Here is a 23,627-nt window from a genome sequence, read left to right on the forward strand (position 1 = left end):
GTAACGAGAACTTTCGTGATACATCTTTAGGTTGAGCGCCGTTTTTGTTAATCAGGCTTTAACCGAAATCACCCGCAATGCGAGGAAACGATTCTGCGCAGGAAGACGCCAGTGGTACATCCCGATCAGCCCATGCAGGCCCTTGGCCGGTCCGCGGCCATGATTGCGCCCGGAGCATTGGTGCTGCTTGTGCTTGGCCTTGCGGCCGGGACGGCGGGCTATTTCGTGCAAGATCGGGTGCTGATGACGCTGTTGCTGTCGATGTCGGGCAGTTTCCTGCTGCTCGCGGTGGTGGCGAAACTGGCGCAGCGGCATCTGGCCCGGCGGCGCACCCAGGTTGCGGGGGCGATTTCCGCCTTCATCATGCATGACGCCTCGCCCTCTTTCACCACCGATGCCGAGGGCGAGATCGGCTATCAGAACCGTGCCGCGGTCGAACGTTTCGGCTCGCGCGGGGGGCAGACGCTGACCCGGGCTCTGGGCGAGATCTTTGCCAATCCCGGCGCGATGCTGACGCGGCTGCAGTCGAAGGCGACGGCGCTTGGCGCGGCGCGCGAAGATATGGTGACGCGGCGCGGCCATGTGCGGCTCTCGGTGCATCAGATCGAGGGCGGCGGCTTCCTGTGGCGGCTTGAGGACATGGCCGAGCGGCCGGTGGGCGGGCGCGGCGCGGAAAGCATCTCGCTGCCGATGCTGACGGCGTCGAAATCGGGCACCATCCTCTTCATGAACGAATCCTTGCGGCGGCTGGTGGGCGAGCGTGTCCGCACGCTGGACCGGATCTTCACCGAAGTGCCGATCCGCTCGGGCGAGGAACAGGAAATCACCACGATCGAGGGGCCGCTGCGTTGCATGGTGGCGCAGATTGAGGGCGCGGGCGGGCGCGACGAGATTTACCTGATGCCCGTCGCACCGGGCCGGGCGCCAAGCACCGATCCGGTCTCGTTCGAGGCGCTGCCGGTGGCGTTGATGCGGTTGACGGTGGATGGCCGGGTGATCGAGGTGAACCGGGCCGCGCGCGGGCTTTTGGGGCAGATCCCGGCCTCGACGAAGCTGTCGGAGCTGTTCGAGGGGCTGGGCCGTCCGGTCGATGACTGGGTTGTCGATGCGGTGGCCGGGCGGACGGAACGCCGCCCCGAGGTGCTGCGGGCGCGGCGCGGCGACCGCGAGGTCTTCTTGCAGGTGACGCTGGCGCGGGTGATCGAGGAGGGACGGCCGGGTCTGATCGCGGTGCTTTCGGATGCGACGCAGCTGAAGACGCTCGAAGGTCAGTTCGTGCAAAGCCAGAAGATGCAGGCGATCGGCCAGCTTGCGGGCGGGGTTGCGCATGATTTCAACAACTTGCTGACGGCGATTTCGGGGCATTGCGACCTCTTGATGCTGCGCCACGACAAGGGCGACCCCGATTACACCGATCTCGATCAGATCAGCCAGAACGCCAACCGGGCGGCCTCGCTGGTCGGGCAGCTCTTGGCGTTTTCGCGCAAGCAGACGCTGAAGCCGCGGATCATCGATCTGCGCGACACGCTGTCGGATCTGACGCATCTGCTGAACCGGCTGACCGGCGAAAAGGTCGTGCTGACGCTGACGCATGACCCCAATCTGGCGCCGATCCGCGCCGACAAGCGCCAGCTGGAACAGGTGATCATGAACCTCGTCGTCAATGCCCGCGATGCGATGCCGGGCGGCGGCGAGATCCGGATCGAGACCGAGAACCTGCATCTGATCGAGGATCTGAAACGCGACCGCGCCGCGGTGCCGAAGGGCAATTATGTCGTCGTCAAGGTCACCGACGAGGGGGTGGGGATCCCGGCCGACAAGCTGGGCAAGATCTTCGAACCTTTCTACACCACCAAGAAACCGGGCGAGGGGACGGGGCTGGGCCTGTCGACCGCCTACGGGATCGTCAAGCAGACCGGCGGCTATATCTTCTGCGATTCGGTGCTGGGCTCGGGGACCTGTTTCACGCTTTTCCTGCCGGCGCATGACCGGCCCTCGGAGATCGAGCAGGAACCGGCGCTGCCGACGATGGAACTGCCGAGCATCGAGGAAAATTCCGCCGCGATGGTGCTTCTGGTCGAGGATGAGGCGCCGGTGCGGGCCTTTGCCTCGCGGGCGCTGAAACTGCGCGGCTATACGGTGTTCGAGGCCGAGAATGCCGAGGAAGCGCTGCGGATTCTGGAAGACGATCAGCTGCAGTTCGACGTCTTCGTCACCGATGTGATCATGCCCGGCATGGATGGCCCGACCTGGGTCGCCGAAGCGTTGAAGACCCGGCCGGACACCGCCGTCGTCTTCGTCTCCGGCTATGCCGAGGACGTGTTCCGCGAAGGCCGTCCGCCGACCCCGAATTCGGTGTTCCTGCCCAAGCCCTTCTCGCTGAGCGAGCTGACGGCGACGGTGCAGAACCAGATCGCCCGCCGGGCGCGGGCCTGAGGGCGGTCAGGCGAGGCTGTCGTAAAGCCGGAAATCGGCGGCCATCGCGCGTTTCAGCGCCGCCTCGGTCTCGGGCTGCAGCGCGACATCCGCCGCGGGCGGAACGTTCACTCGCGACAGCGTGATGGCGCAATCGAGCCGGTCTTCGAGGAAATTCATGAACGCGTCGATTTCCTCGTAGCGGAAGATGCGATCGACCCGCGGCAGCCCGTCAGGGCCGCACAGATGCGCCGATTGCGAGCCGATATCGGCCTGCGGCGGCGGCTTCGGTGCCATGTAATCCTGCGCGAAAGCATCGAAGCTTTTGCCCGCCATCGGGTGATCGGGGTCTTCCATGTCGTCGCGGGTGCGGAACCGATACCAGGACCGCAGCCAGCCGATCGGCTCGCGCATCAGCGCGACGGTGGTGAAGGGCGCCCCCGCCCGGGCCGCAAGCCAGGGGGCGAGCACCTGATGATAATCGGTGGCGCTCATGTGCTTCATCGGGGCGGGGCGCTGCATCGAGACGCTGGCGAGTGATTCGAGCGCCACCTCGACCGCGGTCGAGCCCGCCTTGGGCGTTGCCAGAAAGACCAGTCGTTGTTCCCAGAAAATCAGCATGTTCCGGTGCCTCCCGAGACTTTCCGCCCCTGCTTACTGAAAGACCCCGGCGCGGTAAAGCCGGGCCGCGTGGTTTCTGCGGCGGCCTTAACCGGTTCTTAACCATGCGGGCGCAGGCTGATTGTGGAGAATTTTATTGCAATGTTCCGCAATTGTACTCATATGATGAGAACAAGACGGGAACGGATGCGATGCGCTCGGTCGATTGCCGCGCGGCACGCCCTGTGGGATAAGGGGACGACAGATGGCAACGACGGGCTTGTTCGAGATGAACGACAAAGGCAAGGCAGACAAGCAAAAGGCGCTGGAATCGGCCCTTGCGCAGATCGAACGGCAGTTCGGCAAGGGCTCGATCATGAAGCTTGGTGGCGACAACCCGCCGCCGGAGATCGAGGCGACCTCGACCGGCTCGCTTGGGCTTGACATCGCGCTTGGCATCGGCGGCCTGCCGAAGGGCCGGATCGTCGAGATCTACGGGCCGGAAAGCTCGGGCAAAACCACGCTGACGCTGCATTGCATTGCGGAAGAGCAGAAAAAGGGCGGCGTCTGCGCCTTTGTCGACGCCGAACATGCGCTGGACCCCTATTATGCGAAGAAGCTGGGCGTCAGCCTTGAAGATCTGCTGATCTCGCAGCCCGACACCGGGGAACAGGCGCTGGAAATCGTCGACACGCTGGTGCGCTCGGGCGCGGTCAGCCTTGTCGTCGTCGACTCGGTGGCGGCGCTGACGCCGAAGGCCGAGATCGAGGGCGACATGGGCGATGCGACCGTCGGCGCGCAGGCGCGGCTGATGAGCCAGGCGATGCGCAAGCTGACCGCCTCGATCGGGCGCTCGAACTGCATGGTGATCTTCATCAACCAGATCCGCATGAAGATCGGCGTGATGTTCGGCTCGCCCGAGACGACTTCGGGTGGCAATGCGCTGAAATTCTACGCCTCGGTGCGTCTGGATATCCGCCGCACCGGCGCGATCAAGGACCGCGACGAGGTGATCGGCAACCAGACCCGCGTCAAGGTGGTGAAGAACAAGGTGGCGCCGCCCTTCCGCGAGGTCGAATTCGACATCCTTTACGGCGAGGGCATTTCCAAGGTCGGCGAGCTGGTCGATCTGGGCGTCAAGGCGGGCGTGGTGGCGAAATCGGGCGCCTGGTATTCGCATGGCGACGAGCGCATCGGCCAGGGCCGCGAGAATGCGAAACAATTCCTGCGCGACAATCCCGACATCGCCTATGAGATCGAGGACAAGATCCGTGCCAGCCACGGGCTTGAATTCGGTGTCGATCCGACCGCGGAAGATCTGACCGAGGAGTGAGGCCGCAAGGCCGCTGCCCTTGGAGCCGCGCCAGAACGGCGCGACAGGCGGCCGGGTTTCCCCCGGCCGTTTTGCTTTCTGGACAGGGCCGGGCCGGGCCGCTAAACGGGGGGAAATCCGCAAAAAAGGCTTGCCCATGCCCAGTCTGAACGACATCCGGTCCACCTTCCTTGCCTTCTTCGAAAAGAACGGTCACCGCGTGGTGGAAAGCTCTCCGCTGGTTCCCCGCAACGACCCGACGCTGATGTTCACCAACTCGGGCATGGTGCAGTTCAAGAACTGCTTCACCGGGGTGGAAAAGCGCGACTATGTCCGCGCGACGACGGCGCAGAAATGCGTCCGCGCCGGGGGCAAGCACAACGACCTTGACAACGTCGGCTATACCGCGCGCCACCACACCTTCTTCGAAATGCTCGGCAACTTTTCCTTTGGCGATTATTTCAAGGAAAAGGCGATCACCTATGCCTGGGAGCTGCTGACCAAGGATTTCGACATTCCGAAATCGAAGCTTCTGGTCACCGTCTATCACACCGATGACGAGGCGGCGGCGATCTGGAAAAAGGTCTCGGGTCTGACGGATGACCGCATCATCCGCATTCCGACCAAGGACAATTTCTGGCAGATGGGGCCGACCGGCCCCTGCGGCCCCTGCACCGAGATCTTCTTCGATCACGGCGATCACATCTGGGGCGGCCCGCCCGGCTCGAAAGACGAGGACGGCGACCGGTTCATCGAGATCTGGAACAACGTCTTCATGCAGAACGAGCAGTTCGAAGACGGCTCGATGGTCGAGCTGGAGATGCAGTCGATCGACACCGGCATGGGGCTGGAACGGATCGGCGCGCTGCTTCAGGGCAAGCACGACAACTACGACACCGACCTGATGCGCAGCCTGATCGAGGCCTCGGCGCAGGCGACCTCGGCCGATCCCGATGGGGCGGGCAAGGTGCATCACCGCGTCATCGCCGACCATCTGCGCTCGACCTCGTTCCTGATTGCCGACGGGGTGATGCCCAGCAATGACGGGCGCGGCTATGTGCTGCGCCGGATTTTGCGTCGCGCCGCGCGGCATGCGCATATGCTGGGGGCGAAAGACCCGGTGATGCACAAGCTGGTGCCGGCGCTGGTGCGGCAGATGGGAGCGGCTTACCCCGAGCTTGTCCGCGCCCAGGCGCTGATCGAGGAGACGCTGAAGCTCGAGGAAACCCGGTTCAAGGTCACGCTGGAACGGGGCCTGAAGCTGCTGGATGATGAACTCGCCGCTCTGCCCGAAGGGGCGGAGCTGCCGGGCAACGCCGCCTTCAAGCTTTACGACACCTATGGCTTCCCGCTCGATCTGACGCAGGATGCGTTGCGCGAAAAGGGCCGCACCGTCGACACTGCGGGCTTTGACGCCGCGATGGACGAGCAAAAGGCGAAGGCGCGGGCGAGCTGGTCGGGCTCGGGCGAGGCCACGGATGCGAAACTCTGGTTCGAGATTGCCGAACGGGCGGGCGTGACCGAATTCCTCGGCTATGACACCGAAACCGCCGAGGGGCAGATCCAGGCGCTGGTGATCGAGGGCGCCGAAGTGCCCGAGGCCACGGGCGCGGTGCAGATCGTCGTCAACCAGACGCCGTTCTATGCCGAATCCGGCGGTCAGGTCGGCGATCACGGCATCATCCGCACCGACAGCGCCGAGATCCGCATCACCGACACGAAAAAGGTCGCGGGCGTCTTCATCCATATTGGCGAGGTCACCGAGGGCAAGGTCACCAAGGGCCAGCCCGCGAAGCTGGAGGTCGATCACGCGCGGCGCTCGGCCATTCGGGCGAACCACTCGGCGACGCACCTTCTGCACGAGGCGCTGCGCCGCGCGCTTGGCGATCACGTCGCGCAAAAGGGCTCGCTGAATGCCGAGGACCGGCTGCGTTTCGACTTTTCCCACGGCAAGGCGATGACGGCCGAGGAGCTGATGACGGTCGAGGCCGAGGTGAATGCCTTCATCCGGCAGAACACCCCGGTCGAAACCCGGATCATGACGCCCGACGATGCCCGCGGCCTTGGCGCGCAGGCGCTGTTCGGCGAGAAATACGGCGACGAGGTGCGCGTCGTCTCGATGGGCGAGCTTCTGGGCTCGGGCAAGGGCAATGACGGGCGGACCTACAGCCTTGAACTTTGCGGCGGCACGCATGTGAAGCGCACCGGCGACATCGGCGCCTTTGTGGCGCTTGGCGAAAGCGCATCCTCGGCCGGGGTGCGGCGGTTCGAGGCGCTGACCGGACAGGCGGCGCTCGATTGGCTCAAGGCGCAGAACGCGCGGCTCTCGGATGTGGCGGCGCTGCTGAAAACCTCGCCCGCGGAAGTGGCCGACCGGGTCAAGGCGCTGGCCGAGGAACGCAAGGCGCTTGCCAATGAAGTGGCGCAGCTGCGCCGCGAACTGGCCATGGGCGGCGGTGCGGCCGGTGGTCCGGAAGTTCTGGAAATCAAGGGCTTGCGCTTCATTGCTCAGGTGGTGTCCGGGGTGTCTGGCAAGGATCTTCCGGCGCTGGTCGATGGGCTGAAGGACAAGGTCGGCTCGGGCGCGGTGCTGGTTGTGGCCGATACCGGCGGCAAGGCGGCCTGCGCGGCGGGGGTGACGGCGGACAAGACCGGCACCGTTTCCGCGGTCGAGATCGTCAAGATCGCCGCGGCGGCTTTGGGCGGCAAGGGCGGCGGTGGCCGCCCAGACATGGCGCAGGCGGGCGGGGCCGATCCGGCGAAAGCGCCCGACGCCGTGGCCGCGGTCAAAGCCATGCTGGAGGCGCTCTGATGCCCTCGGCGCTCTGGATTGCCCATGTGAAGGTGCTCGACGCCGAGGCTTACGGCAAATATGCCGCCGCGGCCGGTCCGGCGATTGCGGCGCATGGCGGGGTCTTCCTCGCCCGCGCCACCCGCTATGTGCAGCTGGAAGGCAATGATCGCGCCCGCAATGTGGTGGCGCGGTTCCCCAGCCTCGAAGCCGCGGTCGCCTGCTATAATTCCGAGGCCTATCAGGCCGCTTTGTCGCATGCCAAAGGCGCCTCGGAACGCGATCTCGTGATCGTCGAGGAGAACGCCTGACTTTCGCCCCGTCCCGGTTTGCGTTACTGTAACAGCATCATGTCAACGCCAACCGGGGCGGAGCCAACCGCCTGTTTGGGGCCGGAAAATGTGCCGTTGGGCAGCCTATGTCGGGGAACCGATCTTTCTTGAGGATATTGTCTCGAAGCCGGGACATTCGCTGATCCACCAGAGCCATTGCGCCACGCAATGCCACACGGCGATCAATGCGGACGGTTTCGGTCTGGCCTGGTATGGCGAGCGCCCCGAGCCCGGGCTTTACCGCGATGTCATGCCCGCCTGGTCGGACCCGAACCTCAAGTCGCTGACGGCACAGGTGAAATCACCGCTTTTCCTGGCCCATGTGCGGGCCTCGACCGGCACCGCCACCTCGCGCAACAACTGCCATCCCTTCGTCGTCGGCCGCTGGAGCTTCATGCACAACGGCCAGATCGGCGGTTACAACGCCTTTCGGCGTGCGGGGGAAATGATGATCCCCGATCACCTTTACTCGCACCGCAAGGGCGCCACCGACAGCGAGGCGCTGTTTCTGCTCGCTTTGTCCGAGGGGCTGGATGACGACCCGAAAGGCGCCCTGGAGCGGGCGACGGCGCGGCTGGAATCGCTCTCGCGCGAGCGCGGGCAGGGGCCGCACATGCGCCTGACGGCCGCCTTTTCCGATGGCCAGCGGCTTTATGCGGTGCGCTATGCGTCGGACGAATTGGCGCCGACGCTTTATCACCGCTGGTCCGACACCCGGCAGGGCCGGGCCGTCGTCTCCGAACCGCTCGAGGATGGCGAGGGCGACTGGACCCCGGTGCCGCCGGGCTCGTTCTGCATTTTCGACGGCGCGTCGCTCGCCATCGAACCCTTTGCCCCGCAGCGCCCGGCGGTGGCCGCCTAGGCGGTTCTGCTGTTCCCTCGCGCCTGCAATTGCGCTACTCCGCAAGGACAAAGTTGCGAGGAAGCCGATGATCCGCCTGCACAATACCAAGACCCGCCGCAAGGAAACGTTCCGCCCGCTCGATCCGCAAAATGTGCGGATGTATCTCTGCGGGCCGACCGTTTATGACCGCGCCCATCTGGGCAATGCGCGGCCGGTCGTGGTCTTTGACGTGCTCTATCGGCTCTTGCGCCATGTCTATGGCGCGGATCACGTGACTTATGTGCGCAATTTCACCGATGTCGATGACAAGATCAACGCGACGGCGCTTGCGCGCAAGGAGGCGGGCGCCCCCGGCACGCTGGAAGAGCTGATCCGCGCCCGGACCGAGGAGACGATCGGCTGGTATCACGCCGACATGGACGCGCTTGGCGCGCTTCGCCCCGATCACGAGCCGCGGGCGACCGATTATATCGGCGCGATGATCACGATGATCGCCGATCTGATCACCCGCGGCCATGCCTATGCCAAGGACGGCCATGTGCTGTTCCGGGTGCGCAGCTATACCGAGTACGGCGCGCTTTCGGGCCGTTCGGTCGATGACATGATCGCGGGGGCGCGGGTCGAGGTGGCGCCCTTCAAGGAAGATCCGATGGATTTCGTGCTGTGGAAGCCGTCCGACGACGATCTTCCGGGCTGGGACAGCCCCTGGGGTCGCGGCCGTCCGGGCTGGCATATCGAATGCTCGGCGATGTCCTATAAACTCTTGGGCGCGTCTTTCGACATTCATGCGGGCGGGATCGATCTGCAATTCCCGCATCATGAAAACGAGATCGCGCAAAGCTGCTGCGCCCATCCCGAGGGCGGCTTCGCGAATTTCTGGCTGCACAACGAGATGTTGCAGGTCGAGGGCAAGAAGATGTCCAAGTCCTTGGGCAACTTCTTCACCGTGCGCAATCTGCTGGATCAGGGCATCCCGGGCGAGGTGATCCGGTTCGTCTTCCTGCAGACACATTACGGCAAGCCGATGGACTGGACGGCGGAAAAGGCGGCGCAGGCACAGGCAACCTTGCACCGATGGCGTCAGCTTACGGAGTTTGTTAAGCCGACAACTCCTTCAAAGAAAATTCTGCAAATTATCTCGGATGATTTGAATACAGCGGAGGCTATTGCAGAGCTCTCTAAAATTGCTGAACGGAAAGACGCTGGAGTGTTGAAAGCTTCAGCCAATATCCTCGGTTTGCTTGAGGATGAATTCGGCGATTGGAGTTGGCGGCGACGCCCGGTCAAGGATTTTAGGAATATCCCCGAATGGCATCCATCTCAGGCTTGGATTGCTAAATTGGTGACTGATTCCACCGCAAATATACAAGGTGCGATTCGGGCGATTAATTCTGTAGGAATTAAGGCTTTCTCTTTCCCGAAGTATGATTTCAAGTTGCCTGATATGAGAATAATGAACGAATCCTTTTTGAATGCGATCCGTAAGATGACGCAACACCTTGACTATATTAACAGTGAATACGCGGAGGAGATGCAATTCCTTGGAAATGCGACATTCGATAAGCTTGATGAACAAACTCTAAAGGCACTTCGCGCCTTCGGATTGGTCGATTTGATGCGCCAAAGGGCTGAAGCTAAAGTAGATAAAGATTATTTTAAGGCGGACGCAATTCGTGACGTTTTTGAGAACGCTGGAATGCGAGTTGTTGATACAAATAACGGACCAAGTATTGAATTCATGGATTGCTTTGATTTTTCAAGTTTGCCGAAGTCTATACTAAACCGAGAGGAGGGTGACGATGAGTAAAGAACGCCTCTACCTCTACGACACCACGCTTCGCGACGGCCAGCAAACGCAGGGCGTGCAGTTTTCCGTGCCGGAAAAGATCGCCATCGCCGAGGCGCTCGATGAGATCGGTGTCGATTACATCGAGGGCGGCTGGCCGGGGGCGAACCCGACCGACAGCGATTTCTTTGAGGCGCGGCCCAGAACGCGGGCGACCTTTACCGCCTTTGGCATGACAAAACGCGCCGGACGCTCGGCCGCGAATGATGACGTGCTGGCGGCGGTGATGAATGCGGCCACGCCCGCCGTCTGTCTGGTCGGCAAGACGCATGATTACCACGTGACCGCCGCGCTTGGCATCACGCTTGAGGAAAACCTTGAAAACATTCGCGCTTCCGTCGCCCATATGGTGGCCGAGGGGCGCGAGGCGCTGTTTGACGCCGAGCATTTCTTTGACGGCTACAAGGCAAACCCCGACTATGCGCTGTCCTGCTGCCGCACGGCGTATCAGGCCGGGGCGCGCTGGGTGATCCTGTGCGACACGAACGGCGGCACCTTGCCCGCCGAGGTGGGCGCGATCACCGCCGCCGTCATCGCCGCGGGGGTGCCGGGCGATCATCTCGGCATCCATTGCCATGACGACACCGGCACGGCGGTGGCGAATTCGCTGGCTGCGATCGACGCGGGGGCGCGGCAGGTGCAGGGCACCTTGAACGGTCTTGGCGAGCGCTGCGGCAATGCCAACCTGACCGCGCTGATCCCCACGCTACTTTTGAAGGAACCCTATAAAAGCCGTTACGAAACAGGCGTTTCCGAGGTGAAGCTCACAGGCATCACGCGGCTTTCCCGCCGTCTTGACGACATCCTGAACCGGGTGCCGCTGCGCTCCTCTGCCTATGTCGGCGCCTCGGCTTTCGCGCACAAGGCGGGGCTGCATGCCTCGGCGATCCTGAAAGACCCCTCGACCTACGAACATGTCGCGCCCGAAACGGTGGGCAACACCCGGCTGATCCCGATGTCCAATCAGGCCGGGCAGTCGAACCTGCGCGCGCGGCTGGCGGCGATGGGGATTGCGGTCGATCCGAAAGACCCGCGGCTGGTGCAGATCCTGGACGAGATCAAGGCGCGTGAGGATCGCGGCTATGCCTATGACGGCGCCCAGGCCAGCTTCGAGCTGGTGGCGCGGCGCGTGCTGGGGCTTTGCCCGCAATTCTTTGAAATCAAACGCTATCGGGTGATCGTCGAGCGGCGCAAGAACCGCTATGACCAGATGGTCTCGGTGTCCGAAGCCGTGGTCGTGGTGAAGATCGGCGGCGACAAGATGCTGTCGGTCTCCGAAAGCATGGATGCCGAGGGGCATGACCGCGGCCCGGTGAACGCGCTGTCAAAAGCCCTGGTCAAGGATCTTGGCCCCTACACCAGCTGCATCGAGGACATGAAGTTGGTCGATTTCCGCGTCCGCATCACGCAGGGCGGCACCGAAGCCGTGACTCGCGTCATCATTGACAGCGAGGACGGTCACGGCCAGCGCTGGTCGACCGTGGGGGTCAGCCCGAACATCGTCGATGCCTCGTTCGAGGCGCTGCTGGATGCGATCATCTGGAAGCTGATCCGCGACGGGGCCGAACCGGCATGAGCGATCCGGTCGCGCTTTGTGCCGAGCGGCTGGCGGCGGGCGATCCCGACCGGTTTGCCGCCGTCATGGCCTGCCCGGTGTCGGATCGGCCCGCGCTGTTTGCGCTTTACGCGGCCAATCTGGCGATTGCGCAGGCGCCCTGGGCCAGCGCCGAGCCGCTGGTGGCGGAGATGCGGCTGCAATGGTGGATCGATGCTTTGGAGGCCCTGGCGGCGCAGGGCAGGCCGGTCCCGCAGGAGATCGGACCGGCCTTGCAGGCCTTGCCCGAGGCCGCTTTGCGGGGCCTGATCACTGTCGCCGAGGCCCGTCGTGTCGATTGTCACGGCGAGGCTTTTGCCGATGCGGCGCGGCTTTGGGACTATCTGGATGCGACCTCGGGGGCGCTGGCGGCGGCGGCCGGAGCCTGTCTTGGCGCCGGGTCCGAGGCTGCTCTGCACGCGCACGGGACCGCGGCGGGATTGGCGAACTGGTTGATTGCGCTGCCCGAATTGACCGCACGGGGGCGGCTGACCTTGGCCGGGGCAGAGCCCGGGCTGCTGGCGGATCTGGCGCGGGATGGGCTGACGCGGCTTGCGGCGACGCGGGGGGCCTTGCGGACTGCGGCGCCTGCGGCGCGGCTTGCGGCGCTGAGCGGATGGCAGGCGGCCGCGGTGTTGCACCGCGCGGCGGGGGCGCCCGAACGAATCGCGGCGGGGGCCTTGCGCGGCTCCGAATTCAGCCGTCGTCTCGGGCTGTTGCGGGCGCGTCTGGCGGTGTGATCTTGCGCAAGAAAAGAGCGCAAACACCCGTTTCGCTTAAGTGAATCTTCAAAAGTTCCGGTCATGTTCCAACGAGTGCCCCGGGGCACGGCCTCGTTTTGCCCGCCCGGGCGCTGCGCTGGAGATCCGGAATGCCCTTTCTCAAAAGCCTCAAGCTGCGCTTGAAGCTGCCTATGATGCTGGTGACGATTGCCGTGGGCGCGCTCGCGGTGATGGGGGTTTCCTCTTATCATGAGGCGCGCAACCTGCTGCTGGAGCAGGGCAGCCAGCGTCTTGAACATACGTTGCAGACGCGGGCGCAAGGTGCGCAGGGCTGGGCCGATCAGGTGCAGTCGGAACTGCGGGCGATGGCGGGCAATCAGGGGACCGCGCGGTTGATGCGCGATTTCTCGGGCGCCTGGAAGATGCTGGGCGCGGGCGCGGCCGACAATCTGCTTCATGCCTGGGTCGAGACCAACCCGCATCCCGAGGCGGAGCGTTGGAAGCTTGATTTCGCAGGCGATATCAATGATTTCGGGATCATTCACCGGCGCGCGCATCCGGGCTTCGTGACGCAGTCGAAGGAACGCGGTCTGGCCGATCTGTTCTTTGTCGATCCGCAGGGGCGGGTGCTTTATTCGCTGCGCAAGGGGCCGGAATTTGCCGCCGACCTGACCGATCCGGCGCGGCAGGCGACCCCGCTTGCGCGTGTCGTCGCGCAGGCGCTTTCCAGTCCCGACCAGGTGCCGCAGATCTCCGAATTCGTCGCCGCAGGGCCGGGTGGTGCGCCGGTCGTCTATCTGGCGCAGTCCGTGCGCAGCGCCGAAGGCGTCTCGCTGGGCGTTCTGGCCTTCGCGGCGCGTCTGGACCCGCTGCTGCAGATGGTCACCGCGCCGCAATCGCTGGGCGAAACCGGGCAGGCCTATCTGGTCGATGGCAGCGGGATCTTGCAGACGCCGCTGCGGGCGGGCGCGGTCAGCCCGGGAACGACGGTGAACACGCCCGCCGTGAGTGCGGCGCTGGCGGGCGAAACCGGGCGGATCGAGCAGACGGGCGTCGACGGTGGCAGCGTTCTGGCGGTGCATGCGCCGTTGCAGGTGTTCGGGCGTCCGATGGCGCTGGTGGTCGAGCAATCCGACCGCGAATTGTTCGCCCCGGCGCGGGAGCTGGCGCGGAAGCTGGGCGTGAATGCGGCTTTGCTGATCGCGGTTCTGGCAGCGATCTCGACCTGGATGGCGCGCGGGATCGCCCGTCCGCTGCAGGAGCTTGCGGCGGCGGTCAATCGGATCAGCCGCGGTGATCACGCGCTGCGCGTGCCCGGGACGGGCGCGCGGGACGAGGTCGGCGAGATCGCCCAGGCGGTCGAGGCTTTGCGCGGTGATCTGGCCGGTTCCGAAGCCACCCGCCACGCGGCGATGGTGCAGGGGACGGCCTTTCGCAATTCCTCGGCGGCGCTGATGGTGGTCGGCTCCGATCTGACCATCACCTATGTGAATACGGCGCTGATCAGGCTGGTCGAGGCGAAACTGCCGGATTTCCGCCTCCGTCAGCCCGATCTGCAGCCCGAAACCCTTGTGGGTCAATCGCTTGCGGCGCTTTATCCGCTGACCGCCGAGATCGAGACCCGGCTGCAGGATCCGGCGCAACTGCCGTTCCGGCGCGATGTCGCGGTGGGCGAAGGCCGGTTTGGCGTCGATTTTTCCGAGATTCGCATGCCCGATGGCGCGCAGCTGGGCTTTGTCGTCGAATGGCGCGACGTGACCGAGCTGCGGATGACCCGGGCGCTCTTGAACGCGCTCGACAGCACCCAGCTGATGCTGGAGTTTTCGCCCGCGGGTCGGGTTGCGCGCGGCAATGCCAATCTGCTGGCGGCGCTTGGCGAGACCGAGGCGACGCTGGCCGGGCGCAGCCACGAGGGTCTGATCGAGGGCGAGGGGGCGCTGGCCGGGTTCTGGTCGCGGCTGGAACGGCTCGAGCCGGTGATCGGCCGCTTCGCGCTGATCCGGGCCGATGGCGCGCGTGTGGTGGCCGAAGGCAGCGTCACGCCGGTGCCGGACCGGGCCGGAAACATGCTCAAGATCGTGCTGATCGCCAATGACATCACCGAAGCGGAACAGGCGCTGGAGCGGGCGCGGGCGCGCAACGAGACGATGCTGGCCGAGCAGCGCGGCGTGGTCGAGGCCTTGCGCGTCGGTCTGGAAGATCTGGCCCGGGGCGATCTGGGCAGCCGGATCGTGCGGGAGTTCCCGCCCGAATACGAGCAGCTGCGGACCGATTTCAACAATGCCGCCACCACGCTTGGCGCGGCGATGCTGGTGGTCATCGACAATGCGCACAACATCGACGGCGAGGTGAGCGAGATCACCAATGCGGCCTCGGATCTGAGCCAGCGCACCGAACGGCAGGCGGCGACGCTGGCCGAAACGGTGACGGCGCTGGACCAGCTGACCACCTCGATCGGCGCCGCGACGGCGAGCATCTCCGAAGCGGATCAGGTGGTCGAACGCGCCCGGATCGGCGCCGAAAGCTCGGGGCGGGTGGTGCAGGAGGCAGTTTCCGCCATGGGCGAAATCGCCGAATCGTCGCAAAAGATTTCGCGCATCATCGGGGTGATCGAAGACATCGCCTTCCAGACCAACCTGCTGGCGCTGAATGCGGGCGTCGAAGCCGCCCGGGCGGGCGAGGCCGGGCGCGGCTTTGCCGTCGTCGCCTCGGAGGTGCGGGCGCTGGCGCAGCGTTCCTCTGCCGCGGCGCAGGAGATTTCCGGCCTGATCAGCACCTCTTCGGATCATGTGCAGGTCGGGGTCGATCTGGTCGGTCAGACCGGGCAGGCGCTGGATGGCATCCTGGTCTTGGTCAATGATATTTCCGGGCGCGTTTCGAAGATCGCCTCCTCGGCGCGCGAACAATCGACCGGCCTGTCGGAGATCAACCGCGCGATGATCGAGCTGGATCAGGTGACACAGCAAAATGCCGCGATGTTCGAGGAAACCACCGCCGCCGCGCAGGCGCTCAGCCGCGGGGTGCAGGCGCTGACCGCCACCACGGCGCGTTTCCGGGCGCCCGAGCCCGCCGATGCGCCAGAGCCCGCCGAAGTGGTCGTGACGCCGCCTGCGGTCGTCGCGCCTGCCGTGAAGCTGCGCCCGCCGAAAGCCTCCGTGCCGCCACGCAGTCGCGGCGCGCTGGCGATTGCCGAAGATGGGAGCGAATGGGTCGACTTTTGAGACTGAACCGCAAATGGGCGCACCGTCGCCATAACGGGAAATGAAATGACACCGAAACGCGTTTTGATCGTCGATGACTCCCCGACCATTCGGGCCTTGATCCGGACCAAGCTGGCCGCGGATCCGCGCATTGTCGTGGTCGGCGAGGCGAGCGATCCCTTTGAGGCGCGGGAAAAGATCAAGGCCCTGTCCCCCGACGTGCTGACGCTTGACGTCGAGATGCCGCGGATGAACGGGCTCGAATTTCTCGAAAAGCTGATGCGGCTGCGGCCGATGCCGGTGGTGATGATCTCGACCGAGACCCAGAAGGGCTCGGCCGCGGCGCTGGAAGCGCTGTCGCTCGGCGCGGTCGAATGCGTCGGCAAGCCGAGCTTCGACCGGCTTTCGGACACGTTCCTCAATCTGGCCGAACTGCTGGTCGCGGCGGCGAATGCGCGGCTGCGCAGCCCGGGGCCGCGCGCGCAGATCACCCCCGCCGAAGATTTCAAATGGAACGGCAAATGCGTTCTGATCGGGTCTTCGACCGGCGGGGTGGATGCGCTGGAGACGCTGCTGTCGGGCTATCCGCGCAACTGTCCGCCGACCTTGATCACCCAGCACATGCCCGAGGGCTTCCTGACCAGTTTTGCCCGTCGGCTGGATGGGCGGATGGTCCCCTCGGTCGAGCTGGCCCGCGACGGCGCGCCGCTTTTGCCGGGCAAGGTCTATCTGGCGCCCGGGGGCGAGTATCATCTGGCGGTCAGCCCGGCAGAACCGCCGCGCTGCAAGCTGGTCGCCAGCGACAAGCGCAACGGCCATCGGCCTTCGGTCGAGGTGCTGTTCGATTCCGCCGTGCCGATCGCGCAGAAGGTGGTTTCGGTGATGCTCACCGGGATGGGGCGCGACGGAGCGGAGGCGATGAAACGTCTGCGTCAGGCCGGGGCACGTTGCCTGGCGCAGGATGAAGCGACCTGTGTCGTGTTCGGCATGCCACGCGCCGCGCTCGAGATCGGGGCCGCCGAGAAGGCGGTGCCGATCGGCAAGATGTCCCAGTCGGTGTTGCAATTGTGTGCCGACAGTCAGATGCAGTTCAAATCGTCACGGGGGTAATAACCATGGCAGGACATCACAAGACCCTCCATATCGCGCAGGGCGAGTTCATCACCGCCAAGGGGGCCGAGGCGTCGATCTCGACCATTCTCGGGTCCTGCGTGGCGACATGCCTTTATGACGAGGGCGGCCAGGTCGGCGGGATGAACCATTTCCTGTTGCCCGATGGCGCGGGGGCCTCGCTCAATTCCGCCCGTTTCGGCGTCAATGCGATGGAATTGCTGATCAACGCGCTGATCAAGGATGGCGCCAATCGCAAGCGCCTGAAGGCGAAGGTGTTCGGAGGCGGTCGGATGATCGCGGGGCTGACCGACATCGGGCAGAAGAATGCGGAATTCGTGCTCGATTTCCTGCGCCGCGAGGGGATCGAATGCACCGGGCAGAGCCTTGGCGGCACCCAGGCGCGCCGGGTCGAGTTCTGGCCCGGAACCGGCCGGGCGCGGCAGCGGCTGCTGGGCGAGACCCGCGTCGTCGAGACACCGCCGGTCCCGGCGGCGGGCAACGGCGTCGAGCTGTTCTGACCGCGCGCGAGGGCAAGACCGGCCCCGGATCGGCAACGATCCGGGGTTTTTGCCGTGCCCGCCGCCAAGCCCGCCCCCAATGTCCGCCGCCATGCTTGCCGGTGCGACCGGGCCGAAATGAAAAAACACCGACGCGACCGGCAGGTCGACATCGGTGCGCTTGGGCGCTCAGTCAGGAGGTCAGCGGTCGATCTGGGCGGTCGGCTGCGCGACGGGAAGAGCCGGTGGTTCGAACCGCCTCAGAACCACTGGATCTCCCCTTGTTCTTCTTGCTGGACCTCGTGCCGTTGCTGATCGGGGTCGAGGTTCGTGGCCAGCTCGTGCAGGCGCAGCCGCGACAGGATCGGCACGGCGTGAAGCTTCACATCCTGCGGCATTTCGGTCGAGACGGCCGACATCAGACGGCCGAGATCCTCCAGCGCCTGGGTGATCCGGTCGATCCCCTGCAAGCCGCGGATCGCCGCCGCATCGGTGTGATCGGCGAAATGGCACAGCGAAATCGCGCGCTGCACCTCCGAGGAGAGCCGGGCGAGCGTATCGAGTTCATCGCCGATGCGCGCGGCAAGGGCGTCGAGCGGAAGATCCCTCCGCTCGATGGGGATGGAGGCGATGCTGGGAAGCTCGATCATAGCCGACCCACCACCGCTTCGATGCAGCTGCGCAGTTCCTGCGGCGTGAACGGCTTTTTCAGGAAGTTGTTCATCCCGAGACGCTTGCCGGTGTCGATGATTTCGCGATCGGCGCGGCCGGTGATCAGGATGAAGCCGAGCCCCTTGGTGCGCGGACTGGTGCGCAGCGCGTGAAGCAGCTGCAGCCCGTCCATTCCGGGCATGTTGTAATCCGAGATCACCAGATGGACCGGTGTCTTTTCCAGGATTTGCAGCGCCCCCGGCCCGTCGGTCGCATAGCCGACCTGGCGGATGCCCATCGCGTCCAGCGCTTGCGTGATCAGACCTCGGCTGGTGGACATGTCATCCACGACCATGACCCTCAATTGATCTCTCAGTGCCATTTCGGGCCTCCGATCGGGCTTTCCGCTTTGGGAAGCTTGTAAGTTGTGATGCCGGCTGTCGCGAGCTGGCATGGCGGGTCGAGCGGGATGCGTTCGGAATGACCGACGAACATCCATCCGCCCGGGGTGAGCACCGATTCGAAGCGACGCCACAGGCGCAGCTGATCTTCCGGGCTGAAATAGATCACGACGTTGCGGCAAAAGACGATGTCGAACCGGCCCCGCATCGGCCAGGTGGTATCGTGCAGGTTCAGTTCGCGGAACGACACCAGGTTGCGCAGCATCGGCACGATATGGATACCGTCGCTTTCGACGCTGACAAAGCGTTGCAGCGGCTTCGGAATCGTCGCGAGGGTGCTCTCTTCATAGACCGCCGCACGGCCGCGGGCGATCATCTGCGGATCGATGTCGGTCGCCAGCAGCCGGATGTCGAGCCGGGCCAGATCCTGCGCCATGTCCGCAAGCACCATCGCGATCGAGAACACTTCCTGCCCGGTCGAGCAGCCTGCCGACCAGATCCGGACCTTCTTGCCCGCGCGGGCCTGTTCGATCAGCGGCGGCAGGGTCGTCGAGCGCAGGGTCTCGAAGTGATGGTTTTCGCGGAAGAACTGCGTGACATTCGTGGTCAGGGCCGAGACCATCGCACGCCGTTCCTCGTGCCCCTCGTCCGAGGTGATCAGGCGGATGTAGCTGCCGTAATCCTTCAGGCCGAGGGCGCGCAGGCGTTTGCCAAGCCGCGACTGCACCATCGAGGTCTTCCCCGGGGCGAGGACGATCCCGGCCTGCTCATAGAGAACGCGGGCGATCGCCGTCAGTTCGCTTTCGTTTGGAGCGGGGGGAACCGCCAGTTGGGGATGATGCTGTGTCATGCCGCCTCGGCGTTCTCGTCCGGCAACACGGCGCTGAGGTCGAGGACGCGGATCATGCGACCGTCGACGATGGTCAGCGCTTCGATGAAGCTGTGGGCGCAATCGGCCGCCAGTTCCGGCGGCGGTTGCAGTTCGGTGCGCGGCAGCGCCAGGATGTCGGAGACCGCGTTGACCAGAAGGCCCGCGGTTTGCGACCCCACCTGCACCACGATGATGACATTGCGGGCATCGCCCACCACCGGTTCCATCCCGAGCCGGACCGAGAGATCGACCACCGGCAGCACGGTGCCGCGCAGGTTGATCACGCCGCGCACATGCATCGGCGCATGCGGCAGCGGCGTCGCCCGGGTCCAGCCGCGGATTTCGCGCACGGACATGATGTCGACGCTGTATTCCTCGTCGGCAAGCCGGAAGGACAGGAGTTCGACTTCGGAGGAATTTTGCGAGCTTTTTTCCAGGGGCATGGCGGTCATCCTGCAAGAGCGAAGGCTGGGCTCCGGGTACGTCCGGAAGCGTTTTGAACAAGGTCGGGCGGGTCGAGGATCAGGGCGATCTGACCATCGCCAAGAATGGTGGCGGCGGCAACGCCGGGGATATGGCCGTAGCTGCGCTGCAGCCCCTTGATCACCACCTGCCGCTGTTCGAGGATCGAATCGACGACAAGGGCGGAGCGGGTGCCGTTTTCCTGCGCCGTGAGCAGCACGATGCCGCCCGCATAGCTGGATTTCGGCGCGCGGTAGCCAAGTTCTGCCCCCAGATCGTAAAGCGGCACGAAGGCGCCCCGGACATGGATGACGTTGGTGTTCGGACCAAGGGCGCGGATGTCCTCGTCGGTGAGCGTCGCGGTTTCGAGGATCGCCGAGAGCGGCACCACAAGGGTTTCGCCCGCCACATTCACCACCATGCCATCAAGAACGGCCAGCGTCAGCGGCAGCGAGATCGAGAAGCGCGTGCCCTTGCCGGGTTCGGAATGGATGGTGATGCGACCGCCGAGCGACTGGATCGCCTGACGCACGACATCCATGCCGACGCCGCGGCCCGACAGCGCCGAAACCTGATCCGCCGTCGAAAAGCCGGGCAGGAACAGCAGGTTGTCGATTTCGCTGTCGCTCAGCTGCGCATCCGGCGGGATCAGCCCCTTGGAGATGGCGATTTCGCGCACTTTCGGACGGTTGATCCCGGCGCCGTCATCGGCGACTTCGATCACCACCCGGCCCGAGCGATGCTGGGCCGAGAGCGTGATCACCCCTTCGGCGGTCTTGCCCGCGGCGCGGCGCTTGTCCGGCCGTTCGAGCCCGTGATCGACGGCGTTGCGGATCATGTGGGTGAGCGGATCGGCCAGCCGTTCGATCACCGTCTTGTCGACTTCGGTCGCCTCGCCCTCGGTGCGCAGACGCACCTCCTTGCCGACGGCGCCCGAGGCTTCGCGCACGATCCGCGCCATGCGCTGGAACAGCGGCTTCACCGGCTGGGCGCGAATCATCATCACGCTGTCCTGGATGTCGCGGGTCAGCATCATGAAGGCTTCAAGCCCGGTCATCACCGCCGAATTCGGCGGCAGGCCGGCTTCGGCCACGCTTTGCGCCAGCATCGCCTGGTTGATCACCAGCTCGCCCACGAGGTTGACCAGCCGGTCGATGCGGTCGAGATCCACCCGCACCGTCGCCGAGGGCTCGGAGGCGGCTTCGCGCGGCGCCGCGCCACCAGCCGGGCCAGCAGCTGGCGCGGTCGGCTGGTCAGCCGCGGCAAAAGGGGGCGGAGGGACCTCGGCCCGGGGTTCGGTCTTGGGCATCGGGACGATCTCGGCCCGCGGCGCCGGAGCGGGGGCGAGCGGAACCGGATCTTCCGGGTCCTGCGCCAGCGGCGGCAGATCGGGCAGCCCGGGGAGGCCGAAATCGGGCAGCGAGAGCCCGCCCGCATCGGACGGCGCGGTCTCGGCCGTGCCCTGGGTGATTTCGATCTCGCAGACGTCTTCGACGAAGTCGAACACCTCGCGGATGTCGAAATCGGTGACGTCACCGGCGATTTCGACCGTCCATTCCAGCCAGGAACCTTCGGGATCGAGCGATTCGAGCGTCGGCAGGCGGGTCAGATCGCAGCGCGTGGTGCAGCTGCCCAGCTTGCCGAGCGCGCGCAAAAGGTGCAGCGGTTCGTTGCCCGAGCTGAAAAGCGCGGCCGCGGGACGGAAGCGCACCGTCCAGACCGGGGTGGTCGGCGTTTCCTCGACCGTGCCGAAATCGAAGGCGAGCCCCATCGGCTGGAAATCGGTCACTTCTTCTTCGACGACCGGACCGGCGCCGCCGCCGATCAGGGCTTCGAGCGCGACGAGGCAATCTTCCGAGCCATCCGGCGGCGGGGCGGCGTCGCGGGCCGCGCGGACATGGTCTTGCAGGAAATCGGCCGCCTGGAAGAACAGCTTCATCGCCTCGGGCGTGATCGTCATGCGCCCCGAGCGCAGCTCGTCGAGAACGGTTTCGTAGCGGTGGGCAAAACCGACTAGCGCATCAAGCCCGAAGGCCCCCGCGCCGCCCTTGATGGAATGGACCGCGCGGAAGACGATGTTGATCGTCTCGTTGTCATGGTTGCCCTCTTCCATGTCGGACAGGGCATCCTGCAGGCTTTCGAGCAGCTCTTCGCATTCGACGAAGAAACTGGCCCGGATTTCTGCCATCGGGTCCGTTGCCATCTCGCTCTCCTTAGCCGGTAACCATTTGCAGCGCCTTGACCAGCTTCGGCGGGTCGAAAGGCTTCACGATCCAGCCGGTGGCCCCGGCGGCACGGGCGCGCGCTTTGAGTTCCGGCGCCGATTCGGTGGTCAGAACGAGGATCGGCGTCGCCCGGTGCTTGTCTTGCGCCCGCACCGCCTCGATGAAGCCGAAACCATCGAGGCGCGGCATGTTGATGTCGGAAATGATCGCATCGGGGGCGATGCCATCGAGCACCTCGAGCCCGTGGACCCCGTCTTCGGCCAGGTGCAAGGTGATCCCCGCATCGGTCAGAGCGAGTTTCAGCATGTCGCGGATGGTGCGGCTGTCATCGACCGCCAGAACAGTCAGGCTCATGCGGCCTCTCCGGTTTGAAGATCCGCGGGGGTGACACCGAAGACGGCAAGAGCGTCGTCGAAAGCCTCCGAACGCGGCGTGATGATGAGGGAAGTTCCGGCCAGCCGGGCGCTTTTGGCGGCGGAAGCGAGGACTTGCAGCGCCAGACCGCCCAGATGGGTGACGGCCGAGGCATCAAGGACGAGATCGGCACCGGATGCACCGCGCAAGGCCGTACAAAGCGGTGTGACCTGAGACAGGTCGAGCCGGGAGGCAAGCGCAATCGTGGTCATTCCGACCTCGCCAAAATATGGGTTTGGAAAACGGACACGTGTTCCCCTTTCATTCCTGCATGAAAGAGGATTAGCGGCTGCGGGTTAAATAAGGTTTGACGACACAGGGTTTTTCCGCCCCTTCCTGTCGTCTTTTACGCAGTTCGGTCAGATCCGCGGCGCCAGCGCATGCAGATGCGCCGCACAACCGACGAGCGCGGCGTAATCATCTTCGATCACCCGCAGCGGGAAAACGGCGAGAAAGTCGGAAAACCGGCCCTTGGCCTGCATCGCCGCGGCAATGCCGAACTCGGCCAGAAGCGGGGTGAAGGCGCGGGCGACGCCGCCGCACAGATGGATGCCACCGAAGGGCAGGTGAACGAGCGCCAGATCGCCCACGACCGCGCCGAGATGGCGCACGAAAATGCGCGCCGTTTCAAGGCCAAGCGGGCTGCGGGCGGTGATTTCGGCCATCACCTCGGCGGCGGAGCGGCTTTGCGGCTGCCCGGCCTCGGCGGCGACAAAAGCAAAGACGCGCTCCAGACCGCGGCCCGACAGCACATCCTCGACCGCGGCGAAACCATGCGCCGCCTCGACAAAGCGCATCAGGCGGATGTCTTCGTCGGTGACGGTGGGCAGCGTGACATGGCCGCATTCCGAGGCGGTGACGATGCGTCCGCCCGGCGCTTCGTGCACGGGGGCGGCGTTGAAGCCGGTGCCGATGCCGATGACAAGCTGCGCCGAGCCGGGACGGGCGGGCTGGCCGGGCAGCACCGTCGCAACGGCTTCGGGGGCAAGATGGCCCAGCGCATGGCCCTGCGCCTGCAGGTCGTTCAGCACCGCGACCGTCTCGGCGCCGGTGACGCGGGCGATGGCGGCGCTTTCGATCACCCAGGACAGATTGGTCATATGCGCCACGCCATCGCGCACCGGCCCCGCCGCGGCGACGCAGGCGCCTGCCAGATCGGTGACGCCCTCGGTCTGCATGTAGTCCGCCAGGATCGGCTCCAGCGCGGGCCGCCCGGCATTGGCATAGCGGCGGATCGATTCGGGCAGGAGCCGTCCGTGCTCGGACAGCGCCACCCGGGTGTTGGTGCCGCCGATATCGGCCAGAAGCGCGTAACGGTTCGGGGTGGCAGTGATCAT

At 65.1% G+C, this 23,627-nt stretch carries 19 protein-coding genes and 1 pseudogene; 11 read left to right on the forward strand and 9 right to left on the reverse strand.

Annotated features, from left to right (window positions below; translation table 11 throughout):
* The first annotated feature begins 132 nt into the window (after positions 1-132).
* Positions 133-2,436 carry an ATP-binding response regulator gene (locus LY44_RS03780; RefSeq protein ID WP_055208480.1) on the forward strand — a complete coding sequence of 768 codons (2,304 nt, stop codon included), beginning with the start codon at positions 133-135 and terminating at the stop codon, positions 2,434-2,436.
* A gap of 6 nt (positions 2,437-2,442) precedes the next feature.
* On the opposite strand, the gene LY44_RS03785 is transcribed toward LY44_RS03780, so the two are convergent.
* The gene (locus LY44_RS03785) at positions 2,443-3,036 is read right to left on the reverse strand and encodes a hypothetical protein (RefSeq protein WP_055208478.1); all 594 of its coding nucleotides are present in this window, start codon (positions 3,034-3,036) and stop codon (positions 2,443-2,445) included.
* Between the two features lie 244 nt (positions 3,037-3,280).
* Here LY44_RS03785 and recA point away from each other — a divergent pair, with 244 nt between their 5' ends.
* The 10 genes and pseudogenes from recA to LY44_RS03835 all read left to right on the forward strand — a co-directional run bounded on the left by recA (position 3,281) and on the right by LY44_RS03835 (position 17,287).
* Positions 3,281-4,348 carry a recombinase RecA gene (recA, locus tag LY44_RS03790; RefSeq protein WP_055208476.1) on the forward strand — a complete coding sequence of 356 codons (1,068 nt, stop codon included), beginning with the start codon at positions 3,281-3,283 and terminating at the stop codon, positions 4,346-4,348.
* Positions 4,349-4,484: 136 nt separating this feature from the next.
* A complete protein-coding gene (gene alaS / locus LY44_RS03795) occupies positions 4,485-7,139 on the forward strand; it encodes an alanine--tRNA ligase (protein ID WP_055208474.1) in 2,655 nt (884 codons plus the stop codon).
* Positions 7,139-7,429: a DUF1330 domain-containing protein gene (locus LY44_RS03800; RefSeq protein ID WP_013067477.1), complete on the forward strand. Its 291-nt coding sequence runs from the start codon at positions 7,139-7,141 to the stop codon at positions 7,427-7,429. The genes alaS and LY44_RS03800 overlap by 1 nt, the downstream gene beginning before the upstream one ends.
* A gap of 88 nt (positions 7,430-7,517) precedes the next feature.
* Complete coding sequence (locus LY44_RS03805) at positions 7,518-8,312, forward strand: class II glutamine amidotransferase (RefSeq protein WP_055208472.1); 795 nt, start codon at positions 7,518-7,520, stop codon at positions 8,310-8,312.
* 67 nt (positions 8,313-8,379) lie between these two features.
* A pseudogene (gene cysS / locus LY44_RS03810) lies at positions 8,380-9,561 on the forward strand (cysteine--tRNA ligase); the annotation flags it as partial.
* 532 nt (positions 9,562-10,093) lie between these two features.
* Positions 10,094-11,716 (forward strand): citramalate synthase, encoded by a 1,623-nt coding sequence (cimA, locus tag LY44_RS03815; RefSeq protein WP_055208470.1) that lies wholly within the window; start codon positions 10,094-10,096, stop codon positions 11,714-11,716.
* Entirely contained in the window at positions 11,713-12,474 is a 762-nt protein-coding gene (locus tag LY44_RS03820) for a squalene/phytoene synthase family protein (RefSeq protein ID WP_055208468.1), read from the forward strand. Before cimA ends, LY44_RS03820 begins: the two co-directional genes overlap by 4 nt.
* 131 nt (positions 12,475-12,605) lie before the next feature.
* Positions 12,606-15,677 (forward strand): methyl-accepting chemotaxis protein, encoded by a 3,072-nt coding sequence (locus tag LY44_RS03825; protein WP_055208466.1) that lies wholly within the window; start codon positions 12,606-12,608, stop codon positions 15,675-15,677.
* Positions 15,678-15,722: 45 nt separating this feature from the next.
* Positions 15,723-16,766: a protein-glutamate methylesterase/protein-glutamine glutaminase gene (locus tag LY44_RS03830; protein ID WP_055208464.1), complete on the forward strand. Its 1,044-nt coding sequence runs from the start codon at positions 15,723-15,725 to the stop codon at positions 16,764-16,766.
* A gap of 5 nt (positions 16,767-16,771) precedes the next feature.
* Positions 16,772-17,287, forward strand: a complete 516-nt coding sequence (locus LY44_RS03835; RefSeq protein WP_055208462.1) for a chemotaxis protein CheD — start codon at positions 16,772-16,774, stop codon at positions 17,285-17,287.
* A gap of 239 nt (positions 17,288-17,526) precedes the next feature.
* Here the strand turns inward: LY44_RS03835 and LY44_RS03840 are convergent, their stop codons facing one another.
* The 8 genes from LY44_RS03840 to LY44_RS03875 form a co-directional block, all read right to left on the reverse strand.
* The gene (locus LY44_RS03840; RefSeq protein WP_055208460.1) at positions 17,527-17,916 is read right to left on the reverse strand and encodes a hypothetical protein; all 390 of its coding nucleotides are present in this window, start codon (positions 17,914-17,916) and stop codon (positions 17,527-17,529) included.
* Positions 17,913-18,299 carry a response regulator gene (locus LY44_RS03845; RefSeq protein ID WP_055208458.1) on the reverse strand — a complete coding sequence of 129 codons (387 nt, stop codon included), beginning with the start codon at positions 18,297-18,299 and terminating at the stop codon, positions 17,913-17,915. The genes LY44_RS03840 and LY44_RS03845 overlap by 4 nt, the downstream gene beginning before the upstream one ends.
* Positions 18,290-19,168 carry a CheR family methyltransferase gene (locus LY44_RS03850; protein WP_055208456.1) on the reverse strand — a complete coding sequence of 293 codons (879 nt, stop codon included), beginning with the start codon at positions 19,166-19,168 and terminating at the stop codon, positions 18,290-18,292. Before LY44_RS03850 ends, LY44_RS03845 begins: the two co-directional genes overlap by 10 nt.
* Positions 19,165-19,632: a chemotaxis protein CheW gene (locus tag LY44_RS03855; protein ID WP_055208946.1), complete on the reverse strand. Its 468-nt coding sequence runs from the start codon at positions 19,630-19,632 to the stop codon at positions 19,165-19,167. The genes LY44_RS03850 and LY44_RS03855 overlap by 4 nt, the downstream gene beginning before the upstream one ends.
* Before the next feature lie 5 nt (positions 19,633-19,637).
* Positions 19,638-21,854 carry a chemotaxis protein CheA gene (locus tag LY44_RS03860; RefSeq protein ID WP_055208454.1) on the reverse strand — a complete coding sequence of 739 codons (2,217 nt, stop codon included), beginning with the start codon at positions 21,852-21,854 and terminating at the stop codon, positions 19,638-19,640.
* A gap of 10 nt (positions 21,855-21,864) precedes the next feature.
* Positions 21,865-22,230, reverse strand: coding sequence for a response regulator (locus LY44_RS03865; RefSeq protein ID WP_013067490.1), 366 nt, complete (start codon positions 22,228-22,230; stop codon positions 21,865-21,867).
* Positions 22,227-22,502 (reverse strand): STAS domain-containing protein, encoded by a 276-nt coding sequence (locus LY44_RS03870; RefSeq protein WP_055208451.1) that lies wholly within the window; start codon positions 22,500-22,502, stop codon positions 22,227-22,229. Before LY44_RS03870 ends, LY44_RS03865 begins: the two co-directional genes overlap by 4 nt.
* 147 nt (positions 22,503-22,649) lie before the next feature.
* On the reverse strand, positions 22,650-23,627 hold the full coding sequence (locus LY44_RS03875; RefSeq protein ID WP_055208450.1) for a glucokinase: 978 nt from the start codon (positions 23,625-23,627) through the stop codon (positions 22,650-22,652).

This window comes from Rhodobacter capsulatus (assembly GCF_003254295.1).
In the GTDB taxonomy this organism is placed as follows: domain Bacteria; phylum Pseudomonadota; class Alphaproteobacteria; order Rhodobacterales; family Rhodobacteraceae; genus Rhodobacter; species Rhodobacter capsulatus.

Excerpts from the sequence above, each read along its gene's own strand:
- LY44_RS03780 (WP_055208480.1), top strand. The coding sequence starts at position 133 with ATGCAGGCCCTTGGCCGGTCCGCGGCCATGATTGCGCCCGGAGCATTG.
- LY44_RS03785 (WP_055208478.1), bottom strand. The coding sequence starts at position 3,036 with ATGCTGATTTTCTGGGAACAACGACTGGTCTTTCTGGCAACGCCCAAG.
- recA (WP_055208476.1), top strand. The coding sequence starts at position 3,281 with ATGGCAACGACGGGCTTGTTCGAGATGAACGACAAAGGCAAGGCAGAC.
- alaS (WP_055208474.1), top strand. The coding sequence starts at position 4,485 with ATGCCCAGTCTGAACGACATCCGGTCCACCTTCCTTGCCTTCTTCGAA.
- LY44_RS03800 (WP_013067477.1), top strand. The coding sequence starts at position 7,139 with ATGCCCTCGGCGCTCTGGATTGCCCATGTGAAGGTGCTCGACGCCGAG.
- LY44_RS03805 (WP_055208472.1), top strand. The coding sequence starts at position 7,518 with ATGTGCCGTTGGGCAGCCTATGTCGGGGAACCGATCTTTCTTGAGGAT.
- cimA (WP_055208470.1), top strand. The coding sequence starts at position 10,094 with ATGAGTAAAGAACGCCTCTACCTCTACGACACCACGCTTCGCGACGGC.
- LY44_RS03820 (WP_055208468.1), top strand. The coding sequence starts at position 11,713 with ATGAGCGATCCGGTCGCGCTTTGTGCCGAGCGGCTGGCGGCGGGCGAT.
- LY44_RS03825 (WP_055208466.1), top strand. The coding sequence starts at position 12,606 with ATGCCCTTTCTCAAAAGCCTCAAGCTGCGCTTGAAGCTGCCTATGATG.
- LY44_RS03830 (WP_055208464.1), top strand. The coding sequence starts at position 15,723 with ATGACACCGAAACGCGTTTTGATCGTCGATGACTCCCCGACCATTCGG.
- LY44_RS03835 (WP_055208462.1), top strand. The coding sequence starts at position 16,772 with ATGGCAGGACATCACAAGACCCTCCATATCGCGCAGGGCGAGTTCATC.
- LY44_RS03840 (WP_055208460.1), bottom strand. The coding sequence starts at position 17,916 with ATGATCGAGCTTCCCAGCATCGCCTCCATCCCCATCGAGCGGAGGGAT.
- LY44_RS03845 (WP_055208458.1), bottom strand. The coding sequence starts at position 18,299 with ATGGCACTGAGAGATCAATTGAGGGTCATGGTCGTGGATGACATGTCC.
- LY44_RS03850 (WP_055208456.1), bottom strand. The coding sequence starts at position 19,168 with ATGACACAGCATCATCCCCAACTGGCGGTTCCCCCCGCTCCAAACGAA.
- LY44_RS03855 (WP_055208946.1), bottom strand. The coding sequence starts at position 19,632 with ATGCCCCTGGAAAAAAGCTCGCAAAATTCCTCCGAAGTCGAACTCCTG.
- LY44_RS03860 (WP_055208454.1), bottom strand. The coding sequence starts at position 21,854 with ATGGCAACGGACCCGATGGCAGAAATCCGGGCCAGTTTCTTCGTCGAA.
- LY44_RS03865 (WP_013067490.1), bottom strand. The coding sequence starts at position 22,230 with ATGAGCCTGACTGTTCTGGCGGTCGATGACAGCCGCACCATCCGCGAC.
- LY44_RS03870 (WP_055208451.1), bottom strand. The coding sequence starts at position 22,502 with ATGACCACGATTGCGCTTGCCTCCCGGCTCGACCTGTCTCAGGTCACA.
- LY44_RS03875 (WP_055208450.1), bottom strand. The coding sequence starts at position 23,627 with ATGATCACTGCCACCCCGAACCGTTACGCGCTTCTGGCCGATATCGGC.